12 protein-coding genes and 1 tRNA gene are annotated in these 17,307 nt (G+C 37.6%); 10 read left to right on the top strand and 3 right to left on the bottom strand.

What is annotated here, in order from left to right; translation table 11 throughout:
* Window positions 1–80 precede the first annotated feature (80 nt).
* The 9 genes from VB711_RS16190 to VB711_RS16150 all read left to right on the top strand — a co-directional run bounded on the left by VB711_RS16190 (window position 81) and on the right by VB711_RS16150 (window position 15,176).
* Window positions 81–1,061, top strand: coding sequence for an ABC transporter substrate-binding protein (locus VB711_RS16190; protein ID WP_323287182.1), 981 nt, complete (start codon window positions 81–83; stop codon window positions 1,059–1,061).
* Between the two features lie 75 nt (window positions 1,062–1,136).
* Window positions 1,137–3,731 carry an ATP-binding protein gene (locus VB711_RS16185; protein ID WP_416233590.1) on the top strand — a complete coding sequence of 865 codons (2,595 nt, stop codon included), beginning with the start codon at window positions 1,137–1,139 and terminating at the stop codon, window positions 3,729–3,731.
* Window positions 3,724–6,528 carry an ATP-binding protein gene (locus VB711_RS16180; protein ID WP_323287180.1) on the top strand — a complete coding sequence of 935 codons (2,805 nt, stop codon included), beginning with the start codon at window positions 3,724–3,726 and terminating at the stop codon, window positions 6,526–6,528. The genes VB711_RS16185 and VB711_RS16180 overlap by 8 nt, the downstream gene beginning before the upstream one ends.
* Window positions 6,529–6,568: 40 nt before the next feature.
* Window positions 6,569–7,582: an ABC transporter substrate-binding protein gene (locus VB711_RS16175; RefSeq protein WP_323287179.1), complete on the top strand. Its 1,014-nt coding sequence runs from the start codon at window positions 6,569–6,571 to the stop codon at window positions 7,580–7,582.
* A 15-nt stretch (window positions 7,583–7,597) separates the two neighbouring features.
* Window positions 7,598–9,682, top strand: a complete 2,085-nt coding sequence (locus tag VB711_RS16170; RefSeq protein WP_323287176.1) for a response regulator — start codon at window positions 7,598–7,600, stop codon at window positions 9,680–9,682.
* 319 nt (window positions 9,683–10,001) lie between these two features.
* Window positions 10,002–11,717, top strand: coding sequence for a response regulator (locus VB711_RS16165; RefSeq protein WP_323287174.1), 1,716 nt, complete (start codon window positions 10,002–10,004; stop codon window positions 11,715–11,717).
* A 268-nt stretch (window positions 11,718–11,985) separates the two neighbouring features.
* Window positions 11,986–13,383, top strand: a complete 1,398-nt coding sequence (locus VB711_RS16160) for a diguanylate cyclase domain-containing protein (RefSeq protein WP_323287173.1) — start codon at window positions 11,986–11,988, stop codon at window positions 13,381–13,383.
* Between the two features lie 13 nt (window positions 13,384–13,396).
* Window positions 13,397–14,482 (top strand): calcium/proton exchanger, encoded by a 1,086-nt coding sequence (gene cax, locus VB711_RS16155; RefSeq protein ID WP_323287172.1) that lies wholly within the window; start codon window positions 13,397–13,399, stop codon window positions 14,480–14,482.
* 133 nt (window positions 14,483–14,615) lie between these two features.
* Window positions 14,616–15,176: a peptidoglycan-binding domain-containing protein gene (locus VB711_RS16150; protein ID WP_323287171.1), complete on the top strand. Its 561-nt coding sequence runs from the start codon at window positions 14,616–14,618 to the stop codon at window positions 15,174–15,176.
* 260 nt (window positions 15,177–15,436) lie between these two features.
* Here the strand turns inward: VB711_RS16150 and VB711_RS16145 are convergent.
* Window positions 15,437–15,509, bottom strand: a tRNA-His gene (locus tag VB711_RS16145).
* A 131-nt stretch (window positions 15,510–15,640) separates the two neighbouring features.
* On the opposite strand from VB711_RS16145, the gene VB711_RS16140 reads away from it, so the two are divergent.
* Window positions 15,641–16,021: a DUF4359 domain-containing protein gene (locus tag VB711_RS16140; protein WP_323287170.1), complete on the top strand. Its 381-nt coding sequence runs from the start codon at window positions 15,641–15,643 to the stop codon at window positions 16,019–16,021.
* Window positions 16,022–16,050: 29 nt separating this feature from the next.
* On the opposite strand, the gene VB711_RS16135 is transcribed toward VB711_RS16140, so the two are convergent.
* Both VB711_RS16135 and VB711_RS16130 read right to left on the bottom strand, forming a co-directional pair.
* Window positions 16,051–16,218, bottom strand: coding sequence for a type II toxin-antitoxin system PemK/MazF family toxin (locus tag VB711_RS16135; RefSeq protein WP_323287169.1), 168 nt, complete (start codon window positions 16,216–16,218; stop codon window positions 16,051–16,053).
* Window positions 16,199–16,501 (bottom strand): hypothetical protein, encoded by a 303-nt coding sequence (locus VB711_RS16130; protein ID WP_323287168.1) that lies wholly within the window; start codon window positions 16,499–16,501, stop codon window positions 16,199–16,201. Before VB711_RS16130 ends, VB711_RS16135 begins: the two co-directional genes overlap by 20 nt.
* Window positions 16,502–17,307 lie beyond the last annotated feature (806 nt).

Below are 17,307 nucleotides of genomic sequence, written 5' to 3'. Positions count from 1 at the left end.
CTATTCTTATTATGGCGAAAACAGTCATACTATAGATTTTATTCTTTTTAATATACAGGTTATCTGATATAAATTCAGTCATGTCTAAATTATTTAAGTATTTCAGTATTTTGCTCATTACTGGCTGGCTGCTATTTGCTTGTCATGCCTCTACACCGAATGTAGTCAAACGCCCTCCTTTAAAAGTAGCCTGTGTCACTTTCATTGGCTACAGACCAGCGATTATTGCTCAAGAGAAAGGATTCTTTAAAGCCCAAGGGGTAGAAGTAGAATTGAGCTATGTAGATTATGCCCAATTACAACAAGCCGATTTCAGTGCCGGAAAATATGACGGTATCGGATTAACCTTGGGAGATTTTATGATCTTGAGTGCGACAAATCCCGATATGCAAGCCGTGATGGTTGTGGATGAAACAAATGGAGCAGATGTGGTAGTCGCACAATCAGACATTAAAACAGTCAGTGACTTGAAGGGGAAAAAACTGGGGGCAAATTTAGGTGGTTTTAGTGAAGTATTTGTGACTGAGATGTTAAAACAGTCTAACTTAACTACCGATGATGTGAGCTTAGTCAAATTCGATGCCCTACAAATTCCCCAGAGGCTAGAAAACAATACTATCCAAGCAGGACATACTTGGGAACCCTATCTTTCTGAAGCGGTGAAATCAGGGGGACATATTTTGTTTACAAGTCAGCAAACACCTGGTTTAATTTTAGATGTGGTGGCGTTTCGTGGTGAAACTATACGCGATCGCCCGGAAGAGATTCGGGCTTTTGTGCGGGGATGGCTGGAAGCTTTGAACTATTGGGAAGCAAACATTGAAACCGGAAATGCGATCGTTGGTAAAGCCTTAAATATTCCTCTCGCTACAATCTCTTTGGATGGAGTCAATCTCACGGATCTTGAGGAAAATCAGCAGTTTTTTCGCTCTGTCAATGCCAATTCTATCTACAACACCGCCAAGATATATGCAGATTTTTTCATTCGCACAGGTAATGTAACCCGCATTCCTGACATCAAAACCTTATTCAATTCTACTTTTTTAACTTCTCCTTCCTAATCTAAAGCCATGCAGCACTCGCTTTTGGGCAGCATCCGTACAAAATTGATCCTATCATTTCTCATGGTGGCTCTGATGCCCTTACTGTTGTTAGCCTTTATTAACAAACAGACAACTGAAAAGGCACTGACTGAAAATGCCCGACAAGCCCTAACTGCGGCGGCTAACGAAACCGCTAACAGAATAGATGCCTTTATTGATGGAAATCTCAATTCCGTGCGTGTAGAGGCAATTTTACCGGGTTTGGCAGCTTATTTGAGTCTCCCCCCAACAGAACGAGAAAATAGCCCGGAAATGACATTGGCAACAGAAACATTAATCCGTCTCAGTCGCAAAGATATGCTGAATGTACTTTCTTATGCTTTGCTAGACTTAAATGGACGCAATGTGCTGGATACGAATACATCGGATCTAAGACGGGATGAATCTGGGGAAGATTATTTTCAACAACCTCTGAAAACTGGGTTATCCTTTGTTTCTAGTATGAAGCGATCGCCCACAATACCCGATTTGGTGACACTGTTTTTTAGTAGTCCTGTTCGTAATGCCAAGGGAGATATATTAGGTGTATTACGAGTTACCTACAATGCTACAGTTGTCCAGCAGTTGGTGACGCGACAAACAGAACGGGCTGGGGAAAAATCTTTGGCTATTCTTTTAGATGAACATTATATCCATCTGGCACATAGCACTGCCCCTAAATTGTTGTTTAAATCCGTCGTACCTCTACCAGCTAATATTGTCACCCAACTGCAAGGAGAAAGACGGTTGCCTAAGTCTTCTATTCAGGAACTAGCAACTAATCAACCGCAACTCAAGCAAGCATTGGATAATAAAGAGTCTTATTTAATTGCAACTTTAGAGGCAACCGATAATAAGAATAATTTAATAGCGATCGCTCCTTTACAATATAAACCATGGTCGGTGCTTTTTGCTCGTCCCCTGGCTGTGGCTTTAGCACCTGTAGAAAGGCAAATTAGTGATGCCCTCTTGTTATTTGCCTTAATCGCTACAGTTGTCACTATTATTGCCTTGATTATTGCCCAACTGCTGACCAAACCTTTGATTTATTTAACCAATATCGTTTCCCAGTTTACCGCCGGTAACTTAGATGCCCGCGTTAATATTAAATCAAAAGATGAAATAGCTAAACTGGCAGCATCTTTTAATAAAATGGCCTTTGAATTACAAACATCCTTTGCAACTTTGGAACAACGTGTAGAGGAGAGAACCGCAGAGTTAGTCATTGCCAAGGAAAAAGCAGAGGTGGCAAATCAAGCTAAAAGTGCCTTTATTGCTAACATGAGTCATGAATTGCGATCGCCCCTCAATGCTATCATCGGTTTTTCTCAATTGATGTTACGTGCCAAAAATCTGCCCTCTGACCAATATGAAAATGTCGGCATCATCTACCGCAGCGGTGATTATCTTTTAACCATCATTAATAATATTCTAGATTTATCGAAAATCGAAGCAGGTAAAACCACCCTCAACCCCAGGGACTTTAACCTCTATCGTTTGCTAGATGAGTTAGAAGATATGCTGTATTTACGGGCGGACAATGCCGGATTAAAACTGATATTTGAGCGTGGTGACTCAGTACCCCATTATATCTGCACCGATGAAATTAAACTGCGTCAGATTTTAATTAATTTACTCAGCAATGCCATTAAATTTACTGAAAATGGATTCGTTTATTTGAGTGTTTTTAAAGAGGATAAAAACACAGAAGATGCTTTTATGCTCAATTTTAAGATTCGTGATACAGGTGTGGGTATTTCACCCCAAGAATTGCCAAAACTCTTTGATGCCTTTACTCAAGCCCAAGCCGGGAAAGAATCCCAAGAAGGTACAGGATTGGGTTTAGCCATTAGTCGTAAATTTGTGCAATTGATGGGAGGCGATATTTCCGTTGAGAGTGAATTAAACAAGGGTACAACCTTCCAATTTTCAATTCAGGTTAAATTGGGTCAAGGCTCGATTAGCGATAGCGCCGAAGGGCGACAAAAGGTATTAGGACTTGTTCCTGGTCAGCCTACCTACAAAATATTAACAGTGGATGATAAGCCTATTAATCGACAACTTTTATTTAAACTCCTTAGTCCATTCGGTTTTGAGATCAAAGAAGCTAGTAATGGCAAAGAAGCCATAACCATTTGGGAAGAATGGGAACCCCACCTAATTTGGATGGATATGAGGATGCCTGTAATGGACGGTTATGAAGCTACTAAATATATCAAATCTACCACCAAAGGCAATGCCACGGCGGTGATCGCTTTAACAGCCAGCGTATTAGAAGAAGAAAAAGCCATAGTGCTTTCTGCCGGTTGTGATGACTTCCTACGGAAACCCTTTGCCGAACATACGATTTTTGACACATTAGCTAAACATTTAGGAGTAAAATACATCTTTGCTGAAAATACCTCCCCCACCTGGGAAGATTCAGCAAAAAGTAAATTAACATCCCAAAACTTCACCTGTATGTCTCAAGGATGGATGACTCAACTATACGAAGCTGCACTTGAAGCTAATACTCAACTTGTCCTACAACTTGTAGAAGAAATTCCTAAAACAGAAACTTATTTAGTAAAATCATTAACAAAACTAGCTCATCAATTTGAATTTGAGCAAATTGTTGATTTAGTAGAACCCCTGATCAGTAATGAATAGAAATTTTGCCCAAAAATACCGACAAATTCCCCTCAGATTAGTGTTAATTATCCCCTTTGTCTTGCAAATTGTCGGTGCAGTGGGGTTAGTTGGTTATCTTTCTTACCGTAGTGGGCAAAAAGCGGTAGAAGATATGGCCAAACCTTTGATGAAAGAAATTGGCGATCGCATTCACCAAAATCTAGCAAATTACCTCACTAAACCCACAGAAATTACCCGAAATCATGCCGTAGCCTTCCAGCTTGGTATCCTAAATTGGCGCGATTTAGCGACTTTAGAAAAATATTTTTGGCAACAATCAGAAATTTTTGATAATATAAATTCCATAGCGATCGCTAACGAACAAAAGGAAATTTTAATTATCCAAAGGCTAGATAAAAACTCTCGCGCAATTCGATTGAGAGATAAATCTACTAACTATAATTGGGATAATTATCTAGCAGATGATCAGGGAAAACGCATCAAATTAATTAGACGTTCCAAAACCTACGATCCCCATAACGATCCTCCTAATAACCCTTGGTATAAAGCAACAAAAAAAGCAGGTAAATCTCTCTGGAGTCTCAATGTAGCCCTGATCAAAGAAAATAGCCCTAATCTTCTTGCTGTTCACTTGCAGCCGTTTTATGACCGGAATAATACCTTTCAAGGAGTTCTCGGTTCTTCTGTTTCTTTATCGGAACTAGGCTCATTCCTAAAAAGTTTGAAAATTGGTAAAACTGGTCAGGCTTTCATAATCGAAAGAAATGGATTATTGATTGGTACATCAACCGGAGAAATTCCCTTTCAACAAGGATTAATTGATCCCTCAAATCCCAATAATTGGGCGAAAAATGTAGACCCAAATCGACGTAGACTAAATGCCCTTAAAAGTAGCAATTTACTAACTCAGAAAATTACCACCTATTTAAAAAATAAATTTACCGATTTTGATGACATTGAGCAAACACAGCAACTTAACTTTACTTTGAATAATCAATCTTATTTTGTTCAAGTTGTGCCATTTCAAGGTCAAGAAAATCTAGATTGGATCACAGTTGTTGTTATTCCTCAATCTGACTTTATTGGAGAGATTCAAGCAAATGCCCGTTGGACTATTATATTATGTGGTTTGACTCTTGTTATTGCCACAGGAATTGGTATTGTCATCACCAGATGGATAACTAACCCAATTCTCAGCTTAAATAGAGCTAGTCAAGCTTTAGCATTAGGAAAATGGCAAAATTCTGAGATCAAAACAAGCAAAATAGAAGGTCAAAGTATTACAGAAATAGCAACTCTCGCTGATTCTTTTAATAGTATGGCTGTTCAATTACAAACATCTTTGGCAACTTTGGAACAACGAGTACAGGAGAGAACAGCAGAATTAGTAATTGCTAAAGAAAAGGCTGAGGTTGCTAACCAAGCCAAAAGTGCCTTTATTGCCAATATGAGCCATGAATTGCGATCGCCTTTAAATGCAGTCATTGGCTTTTCTCAATTAATGTTACGCGCTAATAATTTGCCCTCTAATCAATACGAAAATGCTGGGATTATTTATCGCAGTGGAGAATATTTACTCACATTAATTAATCATGTTCTTGATCTATCGAAAATTGAAGCAGGTAAGGCAACTTTAAATGTCCATGATTTTAACCTTTATCGCTTACTAGATGATTTAGAAGATATGCTACATTTACGGGCAAGTAATGGGGGATTGTATTTAATATTTGAACGTGGTGAAAACATCCCCCAGTATATTTGCGCCGATGAAGTGAAATTACGCCAGGTGTTAATTAATTTAATTAGTAATGCGATTAAATTTACTCGCACAGGTGGAATTACCGTTAGAGTAAATAGAGAAAATGAAGAAATAACAGATATTTTTATTCTTAATTTCCAAGTACATGATACAGGGGTAGGTATTGCCGCAGCCGAATTGCCAAAACTATTTGATGCCTTTGCCCAAGCACAAGCGGGAAAAGAGATGCAAGAAGGAACAGGTTTAGGTTTAGCAATTAGTCGTAAGTTTGTACAGTTAATGGGAGGTGATATTGCCGTTGAAAGTCAATTAGGCAAGGGAACAACTTTTAAATTTTCAATTCAAGCAAAACTAGGTCAAGTAATTGTTGATAATCATTCAGGAGAATATCAAAGAGTAATAGGACTTGCACCAGATCAACCTCAATATAAAATATTAGTAGTGGATGATAAACCTATTAATCGTCAATTACTAATTAAGCTTTTAGAACCCTTGGGTTTTGAGATGAAAGAAGCTAGTAATGGCAAAGAAGGGATTACTATTTGGGATGAATGGGAACCCCACCTAATTTGGATGGATATGCGAATGCCTGTGATGGATGGTTATGAAGCTACCAAGTATATCAAATCTACCACCAAAGGTAATGCTACTGCTGTGATTGCTTTAACAGCCAGTGTTTTAGAAGAAGAGAAAGCCATAGTCCTTTCTGCTGGTTGTGACGATTTTCTACGAAAACCCTTTGCCGAACATACGATTTTTGAAACCTTAGCTAAACATTTAGGAGTAAAATACATCTTTGCTGAAAATACCTCCTTCACCTTGGAAGAACCGGCAAAAAGTGCATTAACATCCCAAAGCCTCACCTGTATGTCTGGAGAATGGATTACTCAATTATACGAAGCTGCACTTGAGGCTAATACTAAACTTGTCCTCAAACTTATAGGAGAAATACCCGAAACAGAAACTTATTTAGCGCAATCTTTAGCTAAATTTGCCCGTCAATTTGAATTTGAGCAGATTGCTGATTTAGCAGAACCTTTGATCAGCAATAATTAGTTATACATCATTAGAATCTCAATCTAATCATGGCAATTTTATGAATAAACGACTCTCAAAAAGACCATTAGGACAATTGTTGGGCAAATTCTTCAAATATTTAGCTTGCGGTATTATTACCGTGATATTAGCGATCGCTCTTACGAATTGTACCACCCAAACGACCTCACCATTACGCATTGGTACTAATCTTTGGACGGGATATGAGATATTATATCTAGCCCGCCATTTGGGTTACTATAACGAAAAGTCGATTAAGTTGGTCGATTATCCTTCGGGAACAGAGGAAGTAAGAGCTTATCGCAATGGGGAAATTGAAGGTGCAGGGTTATCAATTGATCAAGCGTTAGTGTTAGCAGCAACCCAAGAAAACATCAAAATCATTAGCATTGTGGATGTTTCTCATGGTGGGGATGTGATTTTAGCAAAACCAGAATTTGCCGACATTAAAGCCTTAAAAGGTAAACGAGTGGGTGTAGAATCAACCGCTTTAGGAGCTTTTTTTCTGGGACGAGCGCTAGAAAAAAATGGAATGTCTGTTAAAGATATTCAGTTAGTTTCTTTAGAACTTACAGAACATGAACGAGCTTATAAAGAAGGGAAAATAGATGCTGTTGTCACCTTTGGACCAGCCAGAATCAAACTATTAGCAGCCGGGGCTAAGTCATTATTTGATAGTAGTCAGATTCCCGGAGAAATTGTAGATATTATCGCCGTTAGTACAGAAGCGATCGCTAATCATCATGATAGCATTCAAGCATTAATAACTGGTCAATTCCGTGCCTTAGATTATTTCCAGAAAAATCCCCAAGATGCAGCTACTAGAATGGCTAAAAGAACCCAAGTAACCCCAGAACAAATTTTAAACGCTTTTAAAGGATTACGCCTACCTAACTTACAAGAAAATCAAAAATTACTAGATCAAAGCGATCCTACACTGGTCAACGGAATGAAGAAACTCGTACAAATCATGGTAGAGAAGAAATTGCTACCAAAAACGATTGATCCTGTGAGCATTCTGGACGATAGCTTTACTAAGAATGTCAAGTTATAAAGTCTAAAAAACCTAATGAAAAGTTTTCCTTTACCCCTTAGATTTTCAATTCCGGCAATTTTAATCTTTTGTGGTAGCCTATTAGGAATTAATTCTTTTAATCAGGAAGTTAGTGATGCCTATAAAAAAACAGAAATAAATACTAAAAACTATGTAGCAATTTCCGCAGGACAAACAGCAAGAATTTTGGATTATTTATATCGCAGAACAGATATTGAAGATGCAGAAATTACGATTATTAGTCAGCTTGGCAGCGATCCAAACCTGAATTTAGTAATGGTAATTGATGATCAAAATATCATTCATCTATCAAACCGTTATGAACTCAGAGATATTCCCATCAGTAAAACTGTTGCTGGTGCTTATACTTCTGAGTTAACTACGGTGCGAACAAAATTGGCAGGAAATATACTACTTTCTCAAGATAGAAAAAAGCTGATTGCCATTTATCCTATTCTTTTACAGATTTTGCCCAATGAAATACGCCCTTCAAGGGTGGGAATTTTGTTTTTTGAATATGATCTTAACCCCGCTAAACAACAAGCTTACAATGATGCTTTAAAGCGATCGCTAATATTTAATGGTTCATTAACTATATTTTGTTTAGGCTTATGGTTTTTCTTTGAATTTAGCCTAACTCGTCGCGTTTCTCAGTTAGTTGCTGCTAGTAATAGTTTAGCTGAAGGCAACCTCAATGTCAGAACTAGATTATCAGGTTCAGATGAACTTGTGCAAATCTCTGTGGCATTTGATCACATGGCGAGTAAAATTCAGGAAAATACTAGAATACTACAACAGGAGTTAATAAAAAGGGAACTTATAGAAGCACAATTGCAAGAAACTAACGAGCAACTTTCTATTTCTAATGTTGAACTTGCCTCTGCAACTAAAGCTAAAAGTGAGTTCCTGGCTAATATGAGTCATGAAATCCGTACCCCGATGAATGGTGTAATTGGTATGGTGGAACTCCTTGCTATGACAACTCTTTCGGAGGAACAAAAAGACTTAGTTTATACTGTTAGAGATAGTGGAAAAGCCCTTTTGATAATCATTAACGATATTCTTGACTTCTCTAAAATTGAATCAGGAAATTTAGAATTAGAACAACATCCTTTTGTGTTGAAAGATATCATTAAATCTGTATGTAATCTTCTATCTAAACAAGCATCAAATAAAGAAATTAATCTCGAATATTCTATTAATCCTAATGTTCCGATCAATCTTTTAGGTGATAGTTCTCGTTTACGTCAAATATTGCTAAATCTTATAGGAAATGCGATTAAATTTACCCATCAAGGCAGGGTTCTTGTCTCAGTTATCAGTAACTATCATCAAGAATTGACAAAAAACACAGTCAGGAAAGTTGAAGAATATGAATTAATGATCACGATTCAAGATACGGGAATTGGTATTGATAGTAATCGTATCAAGCAACTATTTCAACCTTTTACCCAAGCTGATGCTTCCATTAGTCGTAAATATGGGGGTACTGGTTTAGGTTTAGCAATTAGCAAAAGTTTAGTTAATTTAATGGGAGGTACAATTTGGGTAGAAAGTCTTGGTAATATTGCTGGTTATCCTCCTCAGAATTGGATTTCAGATTTAGAAACACCACAAAATCAAGGGTCAAGTTTTTATTTTACGATCATAGTCAAAGCAGTTTTATCACCTGAAATTAACTCACAAATAAATCCTGATCAGCCTAAACCAGAAGCGATAATTACCCAATCTAAATTAAAAATATTGATTGCCGAAGACAATAGAATCAATCAAAAAGTGGTAACATTAACACTTAAAAAACTTGGCTATATTGCTGATATTGCTAATAATGGTATAGAAGCATTAGCAATGCTAGAAAAAGAATCTTATGAAGTAATTTTAATGGATATGCAAATGCCAGAGATGGACGGCATAACAGCAACAAAAATAATTCGTCAATCTGACCAACCACAACCTTGGATTATCGCCTTAACCGCTAACAGTTTAGAGGAAGATCGCCAAATTTGTTTAGATGTAGGAATGAATGATTTCGTTACTAAACCCATAGCGATCGCTGAACTGAACCGTGTACTATCAGAATATTTAAAAACCCATAGTTAAGTAGAAAGCCAGTTTTTCTCCTGACTCCTGAGTCCTGCTGTATATTATGTACAAATATCCTATTCTGAAAGCTCTCATTGATCTTCACTTAGTGCTAAAGGAAGCCACAAAACAGATCAAATCTACCACCAAAGGCAATTTCACAGCAGCGATCGCTATAACAATCAGGGTATTATCAACAACAGAGAGCTATCGCCCTTCCTACCTATGATCATAAATTTTTTCCAAACCGCAATTTATCTGGTAAAATCACTGATAAAACTAGCTCATCAATTTAAATTTGAACAAATTGCTGATTGAGTAAAACCCCTAATAACCAATGAATCATGACTCTCAACCTAAAAACAAAGGCAATATTCTTCTGGTAGATGACATCCCAGAAAATTTGCAACTCCTAAGTAATTTACTCATTAATCTTGGGTATAGCGTTCGTAGTGTTACCAGTGGACGAATGGCACTCAAAACCGTAAAAATTAAGCGACCAGATGTAATCCTTTTAGATATCCAAATGCCAGAAATGGATGGCTTTCAAGTTTGTCAAGCTATTAAAGCCGATGAGAATTTATATAATATTCCAGTCATTTTTATTAGTGCTTTAGATGATGTTTTCGACAAAGTAACCGCCTTTAAATCCGGTGCAATAGATTACATCACAAAACCCTTTCAAATCGAAGAAGTCGCCGCACGTCTAGAAAATCAATTAACCATTCAACGTCAACAACGGATTTTAGAACAAGAAATTTCTAACCGCAAAGAAGCAGAAGAGGTACTTTATCAATCTAGAGCATTATTATCCAGCGTTTTGAATAGTTCACTTGATGGTATTGCCGCTATGCAAGCTGTTCGGGACCCCATAACCGGGAACATAGACGATTTTCGTTGCTTAGTCGTCAACCCTGTAATTGCTAGAGCCTTTGGCAATAAACGGGAAGAGATGGTCGGTAAGCTAATCCTCAAACAAATCCTCAGCCACATTGAGCCAGAACTATTCGACGAATTTGTTAACATAGTCGAAATTGGTCAACCTTTAGAACGAGATTTTTACTATCCATCAGGCAATTCCTCTTGGTTTCACTTTGTCGCTGTAAAATTAGGCGATGGTTTTGCTATTACTATTCGTGATATCACAGCACGTAAACAATCCGAATTTCAATTACAACAACAAGCTAAAAACTTAGAAATTACTTTGCACCAACTACAGCGCACCCAAGCCCAACTCATCCAAAGCGAAAAAATGTCTTCTCTTGGCAATATGGTTGCAGGTGTTGCCCATGAAATTAATAATCCCGTTAATTTTATTCACGCCAATCTTATTCCTGCCAGTGAATATTTACAACACTTACTGTATTTAGTGCAACTCTATCAACAACACTTTCCCAACCCTCCAGCAGAAATTAAAGCACAACTAGAGAATATTGACCTAGATTTTCTGCAACAAGACATCATTAAACTTCTTGATGCTATGGAGAACGGAACTAATCGCATTCGGAACATAGTTCTATCCCTGCGTAATTTTGCCCGTCTGGATGAATCTGAATTGAAACGAGTGGATATTCATCAAGGTATTGATAGTACACTGATGATTCTGCAACATCGTCTCAAAGCCACACCAGATCGTCCAGAAATTATAGTCATTAAAGAGTATGGTAAAATTCCCTTGATCGAGTGTTATTCTGGTCAACTCAATCAAGTATTTATGAATCTTCTTGATAATGCTATTGATGCCTTAGAGGTAAAATTTATAGAAGCAGAAAGACAAATTAAAATTCGCACCGAAGTTCTCAATAGTCACCGAGTATTAATCAAAGTATCAGACAATGGTTTAGGGATTGATCCAGAACTACAATCAAAGTTATTTGATCCTTTTTTTACAACTAAACAGGTGGGAGAAGGTACAGGTTTAGGACTATTTATCAGTTACCAAATTGTCGTCAATAAACATGGTGGAGATTTATACTGTCAATCAATACTGGGAAAAGGAGCAGAATTTGTGATTGAAATTCCCATTAGTAACAGTCTACAACCATCCTTGTAAGGATTTAGAATAAAAGCAATAATTCTAGGAGTTACCCATTGACAAAATCTATTACACAAGAATTATGGATTTTATCTCTTGTAGGGTGCGTCAGACCCGATAATTTAGTACACAACAGATTTTATCTATCTGACGCACCGCACTAATAAGCGATTCCAAAAGCCTGGATTTAGGCCATCTCATTCATACATATTATCTGTATTTTGTACAGTGCGTAAGTCCTAAATTCTATTGAATACAAATAATTAATTTAGTATTCCTGATAACAATGAATCATGATTCTCAATCTGAAAACAAAGGAAACATTCTTCTGGTCGATGACATTCCAGAAAATCTGCAACTTCTAAGTGATTTATTAAACGATCTTGGTTATAATGTTCGTAGCGTCACCAGTGGAAGGATGGCACTTAAAACCGTAAAAATCAAGCAACCAGACGTGATCCTTTTAGATATCAAAATGCCAGAAATGGATGGTTTTCAAGTTTGCCAAGCTCTCAAAGCCGATGAAAATTTATGTAAGATTCCAGTTATTTTTATCAGTGCTTTAGATGATGTCTTTGACAAAGTAACCGCCTTTAAATTTGGTGCCATAGATTACATCACCAAACCTTTTCAGATCGAAGAAGTAGTGTTACGTCTAGAAAGTCAATTAACTATTCAACGTCAGCAACGTCTTTTAGAAAAAGAAATTATTAAGCGCAGAGAGGCAGAAGAGGTACTTTATCAATCTAGGGCATTACTATCTAGCATTTTGAACAGTTCACTTGATGGTATTGCCGCTATGCAAGCTGTTCGTGACCCCACAACAGGGAATATAGAAGATTTTCGATGTTTAGTCGTCAATCCTGTAATTGCCAAAGCCTTTGAACGTAGACGTGAAGATATGATCGGCAAGCTGGTGTTAAGAAAATTTCTCAGCCGTCTTGAGCCAGAACTATTTAATAGTTTCGTTGATATAGTTGAGATTGGTGAATCCCTAGAAAGGGACTTTTACTATCCATCAGGTGATTCTTCTTGGTTTCACTTTGTGGCAGTAAAATTAGGAGATGGTTTTGCAATTACCATTCGTGATATCACAGCACGCAAAAAAATCGAAATATCTCTACAAGATGCCAACCAAAAACTAGAAGAACTGGCAAATTTAGATGGTTTAACTCAAGTAGCCAATCGTCGTTGCTTTAATAAAAAACTACAGACAGAATGGGTAAATCTGGCGCAAACACAACAATTGTTGACCCTAATTTTGTTTGACTTGGATGAGTTTAAACACTATAACGACTACTATGGACATCTAGCAGGTGATGATTGCTTGTTAAAAATTGCACAAGCAGTTTATCAATGTATTCGTCATCAGGATCCTTATCGTCCCATGGATCTTATAGCACGTTACGGTGGTGAAGAGTTTGTGGTACTCCTCCCCAATACCGATTTAGAGGGAGGAATTAAAGTCGCAACTAGGATTCAGCAAGCAATTCACAATTTAGCAATTCCCCACGAACAATCAACGGTGAAGGATATTGTCACAGTCAGCTTGGGAATTGCTTCAATCATACCCACCTTGGATGTTAAACCAGATATAGTTATTGCCTATGCAGACAAAGCACTATATGATGCCAAACAGCAGGGACGCGATCGCTATTGTAGATATACTTCACCCAATCCTTAATTAAAGTAACATAATGTCAGGTAAAAACATTCTTTTTTTGACTCTATTGTTGTTTATACCAGTCTCCCTAACGGCACACTTTCTAGAATGGGGTGACTTAATCGTTTTCATCACAGCCGCCTTAGCCATTCTACCCCTAGCCGGTTGGATGGGTACAGCCACAGAAGAAATTGCCGTAGTAGTCGGACCCTCATTGGGTGGTTTATTAAATGCCACCTTTGGCAACGCCACCGAACTAATTATCGCCTTAGTTGCTTTAAATGCCGGCTTAATAGATGTCGTTAAAGCCAGTATCACAGGATCAATTATCAGTAACTTATTATTGGTCATGGGTTTTTCAATGCTTTTAGGCGGACTGCGCTACAAAGAACAAACATTCCAGTCAGTTGTGGCCCGGGTAAACGCTTCTTCGATGAATTTAGCAGTAATTGCCATGCTGTTACCTACCGCAATGAACTACACTTCCATCGGCATTAGTGAAAGAATCGTCCAAAATCTTTCTCTAGCCGTGGCAGTAGTGTTAATTGTCGTTTATGGTTTAACCCTACTCTTTTCGATGAAAACTCACTCCTATTTATATGATGTCGGTGTAGCAGACACAGAATCAGAAGCAGAAGAAGTTGATCATCAAAAACCAAATATTTGGTTGTGGAGTGGTGTATTGCTAGTTTGTACCCTGTTAGTCGCTTTAGAATCAGAATTGCTAGTAGACACCTTAGAAGTAGCCACCTCTAAACTAGGTTTAACAGCCCTATTTACCGGAGTAATTTTAGTCCCTATTATCGGTAATGCCGCCGAACACGCCACAGCAGTCACTGTGGCAATGAAAGATAAAATGGATCTTTCCATGTCTGTGGCTGTAGGATCAAGTATGCAAATCGCTCTCTTTGTCGCTCCCGTTTTAGTAATAGCTGGACGGATAATGGGTCAGCCTATGGATTTAGACTTCAATCCCTTTGAATTGGTGGCAGTAACTGTATCCGTGTTAATTGCCAATAGCATTAGTTCAGATGGTCAGTCTAATTGGTTAGAAGGAACTTTACTCTTAGCCGCTTACATGGTATTAGGTTTTGCCTTCTATTTCCATCCAGTAGTATAAGCTTTTATCCGTGGGATCAATCCAAAATCTCAAGAGGCGATTTGCACTAAACCAAAAAAATCAAACCTCAATACTCAAAATCTAAAATTTCTTTTAACAAAAGGAAATATGGGTTTTAGTAACATCAACTAAAATGACTGAAATTGGCCTGCTGATGAAAGGCGTATTAAACGCCAGACTATCAACTTTGTCCCATTTAGCGGTACAAGAAAATTTTCAGCCGAAAAATGGTTTACATAAGTCAACAAATCGCCAATCTACTAGGTTAGTTCCCACCACTCAAATTACACCCCCTGAATTTATCCAAACAGAAGGAAATACCCATGCAAAAAGCGCCATATTAGCACTTAGACGAAACAACTTACTCCAGCAAATTAAACAGAAATACCCTAACTCCGGCTTGTTAAACCTAGCTTCTGCCCAGGATATTCCCATATCACGTCAAAAAACTGTAAAACTATCACCAAGATATCCAGGCTTCACGAAACAACCACCACCAATCCTGCGTTTTGGTAGTTCAGGTATTTCTGTCAGAATTTTGCAACGCTTGTTAATGTCTAAGGGCTATGGTGTTGGGGTAGATGGTAATTTTGGACCTCTCACAGAAACGGCTGTCAAAGCATTTCAACATCAGCGTCGTTTATTAGTAGATGGTATAGTCGGTCAAAGAACTTGGTGGGAGTTGACAATTTGATTGATGAGTTGACACTATCCTCCTTCTCTACCCTGTAGTTGGACACAACTTGAGGGAAAGGGTTGGAGGTTTGATCTATTTGGTGTTGAAAAGATGACCTACAACAAGACCTGGCGATTATAAATCACGGCTACACGAACAAAGTCCACCTGCGTGGACTGAATAAAAACTACTTATTTTTCTAAAGTTGGGTAAAGGCAAAAGTAAAGATTCGGTAAAACCACTGTCTTATCTTAGCATTGGCAAACTATACTAAAAAGGGCGAACGATGGGAATTGAACCCACGAATGGTGGTACCACAAACCACTGCCTTAACCACTTGGCTACGCTCGCCATTGTTATCCATTAACTGATTTTATTAGTTTAACACGAATTCAGAAAAATAGTCAAGTTTTTTTCTAGGAACGCGCTCAATTTATTTTTAGTCTTGACTGTTTAACGACCACACCATACTTTTGGAGTTTATGAAGACCTGGACTATTATAAAATTTGCTGGTGCGACAGCGATCGCTGTCTTGGGAGTGATCATGGCAAAGACAAATCCCGATCAGGTAAACTATGAAGCCTATGCCATTCAACGGTTAACACAATACCTGAAAACCGATGTTTGTCAAAAAGCTCCAAATTTTTTGGAACGTTTAATCAAGTTCAACTGTCATGAGTTAGTTGATTCAGCTAACCCACAAATCCGGGAAATTATTGCCAGAACTACAGAACGGCAGAATTATTTAATTTTTAGTGTTTATCGCACGGAATTAAAACTTAATGCTTTGATACCTAATTATAAATTTGAAACCGTAGGAGCATTCGACAACTTTTATACCTATAAGGCAAAACAACAATAAGTGAATAACCAACCCTGTCTAAACCATTCCTAGTAAAGCTGATTTAATAACCGAATAACTTTTGTAACTTTTGATAGCGATCGCTCGACGATAGCAGGACGCACTTTTTTAATTTCTGCACCAACAGTAGGATCGAAGTTGACTAACCAAATTTCTCCACGTTTTGGCAGATCAGGGTTAATACTCAATGATGTCACCTGCCATTAACTCCTGCCATTCAGAATCTTGTTGATAGTGAGAGAGCATTATTTCAGCTTGACTTTCGAGAATATTCCTACGTTCAGTCATTGGTAACTTCAGAAAAGCAAGACGCTCTTTTAAGGATGGAGAGATATCTTCGGTGGTAGAAGAATGATAACTAACTTCTTGAACCAAAATAACGACTTCAACAGTTTGTCCTACAGTCAGATTTGGAGATTGAATTTCAATTCTATTTCCTGGTAGGACTTTTGCTGTCGTGTACAAAGTTGATTTGACCATTTTTAGTCTTTTCTTTAAATATTTTTATTGTAGTTTATAATATTTGGCAATCGCACTATAAAGCCGCAATCATGCTTTAGATAACTCATTTATGGTAATATCCTGAATAAGTAGTTAAAGACTAAACTGGATAATTTTGGATAGCGATCGCTATGCCCGCCGCAGGCATCGCTCACATTACACTATCTTGGTTACATTATTTCTATACTACCACTACTACAACTATAAGCTAGGTTATCAGTCGAATCACTCAACCTAGAAGATAGGCGATTGAGTAGCGTCTCTTAGTCGATCTTTCAGTTTATTATCCCTGCTCGGAAATTTAGGCGATCGTTAGTATGTTAATTTTGTGTATTTTGGAGCTATCACCTCGGAAATTATTGATGTTACCGTAGTTCATATCAAAAGCATATATAGGAATCCTAGTTGAATCTTGCTCAATATACTGAGACTCAATCGTTGATGATATACGGTTTAGGGTTTACAACTCGTTCAAAAATCAAATAGGAGTTCTATATTTCAGGTACTTTATCATAAAAACATGGGGCACATTTTGTGCATGAAGCCTTATGTAATAAGGGATTCAGAATTAATATACTAGCTTATCCCCGACCTCTCTAGGAAGCCAGGGATTTTGCTGTTTATGAATAATTTAAGATTACTATCTTAAACAATCAAATTAGACTCATAAAGAGAGATATTGCGGAAAAGACTATTGGAATTAGGATTAGCCACATCATGGTCGTTAGCAAAAGTCAGATAATTGAAATTACCTGATAAGTAGTCTCCTACATTAATAGTGTAAG

It is taken from the genome of Cronbergia sp. UHCC 0137 (assembly GCF_034932285.1).
Lineage (GTDB): Bacteria > Cyanobacteriota > Cyanobacteriia > Cyanobacteriales > Nostocaceae > Cronbergia.
This window is presented reverse-complemented; position numbering and strand designations above follow the sequence as displayed.